Source organism: Streptomyces sp. NPDC027962, assembly GCF_055566095.1.
In genome coordinates this window covers 1-2,602 of sequence record NZ_JBVHTA010000100.1, presented here as the reverse complement: position 1 = coordinate 2,602, position 2,602 = coordinate 1, and the positions used below count along the sequence as shown (strand labels likewise).

The 2,602-nt window shown below is 68.7% G+C and carries 2 protein-coding genes; both read right to left on the bottom strand.

Translation table 11 applies throughout. The features are described 5' to 3' along the window. Positions 1-386: 386 nt before the first annotated feature. Positions 387-1,490 carry a DUF6745 domain-containing protein gene (locus ACZ4SA_RS36795; RefSeq protein WP_468283181.1) on the bottom strand — a complete coding sequence of 368 codons (1,104 nt, stop codon included), beginning with the start codon at positions 1,488-1,490 and terminating at the stop codon, positions 387-389. Between the two features lie 59 nt (positions 1,491-1,549). Then, positions 1,550-1,888, bottom strand: coding sequence for a hypothetical protein (locus ACZ4SA_RS36790; protein WP_468283178.1), 339 nt, complete (start codon positions 1,886-1,888; stop codon positions 1,550-1,552). Positions 1,889-2,602: the final 714 nt, after the last annotated feature.

Here is a 2,602-nt window from a genome sequence, read left to right as displayed (position 1 = left end):
TCGGGTAGAGCCGGTGCTCGGCGACTTGGTCGAGGAACTCGCCGGTCTGCTCCGGTGTCCAGACCATCACGGGCCCGGGCCGCTGGCCGGTCTCGTTGGTCGTTGCCGGCGACGTTCGGTATCGAGTGACTGTTGATGCCATGGCTCGTTGCTCCGTCCGTGGTGGTCTTGGACGAGGCACGGGTCTGTCGTGCATCGGTAAAGCTCTGATCGGTCCTTCGGTGAGCTCGATGGGTTGCTGTCGGGGGTTCGCACCGAATCTGGCTTCGTGCGCCGGCGCTCTTGGGGTACGGGACGGTCCCCACTTGGAACAGACCCCAGGCGTACGCCTCGCGCGCCAACCGCTGCGCCGGGGGCGACGGCCTGGCGTGGCGAGTTTCCGTTCCTCAGGTCATCAGGTCCGGGGCGTACCTGCCCGGACGAAGGCCGAAGGTCCATCCGATGGCGTCGCGGGGCACCTTCTGGTCGGGCGGGACCCGCAGCGCGTACTGCCGGTACGACCCGTCCGGCTCAGGAGTCGAGTTCTCCACGACGACGAGCACGATGTCGTCCTCGGGCTCGCTCCCGTCCGGGTAGTACCACCGGCCGGTACCGACCGGCGGGCCGTAGTCCTGCTCCAGGGTGTTCTGGTCGCGCGGGTCGGATATGCGCCACAGGGAGCCGTAGTCGTCGCTGGCGAACTTCGTCGCCCCGCAGCGGTCGAGCAGCCAGTCGTAGCCCATGCGCTCGGCGATGGCCCGGCGGACTTCGCTGTTGCTCTCATCCAGCCAGTCCTCGGCCTCCGGCTCGCCGGTGATGACGTACTTCGGGACGTGCACACCGTGCCAGGCGTGCACGGCGGAGCCGTCGGGGTAGAGCAGTGCGGGGCCCTCGCTGTTGTGCAGCCGGAACGTGCCCTCCCGGCGGCCCGGTTCCAGGTGCACCTCCAAGGGCCGCTCCGATACCACGCACGCGTCTTCGAAGGGCCACCACCAGCCGCACGAACGGACCACGTCCTGCCACAGGTCCAGCCGCCGCCTCGATCGGGACGTGTAGCACTTCATGCCGAGCCGACGCGGAATCTCGTACAGCGCCGCCCTGTAATGGGTGCGCACCGGCAAGCTGTGGATTCCCCTGGGGTAGGTCGGGCCGGTGCCGCTCAGGGACTGGGCCACCGGCTGCGACAACCCGGACAGCCACCTCGCCACCCGCTGCTCCTCCAGATGGGTCACCGGCACCCTGAGCTGGCGCTTGTGGGCTGTCGGCAGCCAGGGGCCGAGCGGGCCTAAGGGGGACCGGCCGGGCTCGTCGCCGATGGCCGTACGGATCAGTTCGTCGGCCGCGGCCGGCGAGTCGACCCAGACGAACTTCGGCGCCGACCGGAACGTCATCCGGTACAGCCCGCTGATTGCCGTCTCGGTGGTGGCCCGGTCGGCAGGGCCGGTGGTCTGTTCGTGCGCCTGCCACTCCTCGCGGATCCAGTCGACCTCGGCCCACTGGCCGTCGGTCAAGTAGCGGGTCCCCGACAGGGAGGCTCCGCGTTCACGGGGGCGGTGAGGACTGCCGAGCATCAGTCGGTCACGTCCCGCGTGGCAGCGTCCCCGGTGAACTCCCGCTGGCGCAGTACTCGGTACCTTCCCGCGGGCACGGTGATCGGATCGTGCTCCTCGTGGGTCAGCAAGGCGCTCGACCCGACGATGTCCAGGTACCGGTCCGTGATCCCGTTGAGCTCGTCGTCGCGCGAGGCGAACAGGTGAGCATGCGGCTCGGCGATCGCGTGGCTGTGCCCGGTCACCTCCCCGTGAGCCAGCACCACCCGGCCGCCCTCGCGCGCCACGGGCTCCGCGTCCTCGGGGAGCCTGGGCACGGCCCGGAGAAGAACGTCGCCCTGCCGGTACTGAACAGCCATACCCGACTCCCCACGTATCCGTTTTGTGAATCACTAGTAGAGTCAGGCCAGTTGAACATATCTGTCAACGACTGCCGGGCGGGCCTCCTCCCGGGCAGGTACCCCTTCATGGTGAACCAGCTGCTCATGACAGGGAGCTTGATGTTCTTCCCGGAGAGGCCGAGCAGACCCGTGCACCACACGTCGACGTACCGGCGTACCCGGAGCCCGGACCACGACCCGCCGAGCACCCAACGGTCCTCGTCCAAGCTCCGTTGGTAGGAGCTGTGCACGCGTCTCGCCCGGCCTCGGTGTCCGGACACCGGCCAGGCCGACCGGTGGACACCGCCTCCACCGCCACGGCGTCTGGAGGAGTCGCTGACGCGCTCCACTCGCACACCGATCCCGGAAAAGAGCACATGCTCGACCGCCTTGCTTGCGGCATGAAGCACATGCCGAATCGATCCCCCGTTCCGCTCCCTGACGCGTAAATACCAACCGGCGTGGGCAAATCCGCAGGTAGCTGACCAGCTGACCTTCGCCTCCTGCGTTGCCGCCCCGCGACGCAGTTTTGATCAAGGGCTACGGGATGTTCGGCGCGCCCATTTACCCGCCCCACGGCGGGCGGCGAAGCCGCCCTGGGTCGCTGACGCGTAAATAGCAGCAGGTCAGGGTCGGTGTGGGCAGTACTGGACGCCCGGTGGCCGTGGGGTCGCCGGGTGTCCGGGGTCGTCG

Excerpts from the sequence above, each read along its gene's own strand:
- ACZ4SA_RS36790 (WP_468283178.1), bottom strand. The coding sequence starts at position 1,888 with ATGGCTGTTCAGTACCGGCAGGGCGACGTTCTTCTCCGGGCCGTGCCC.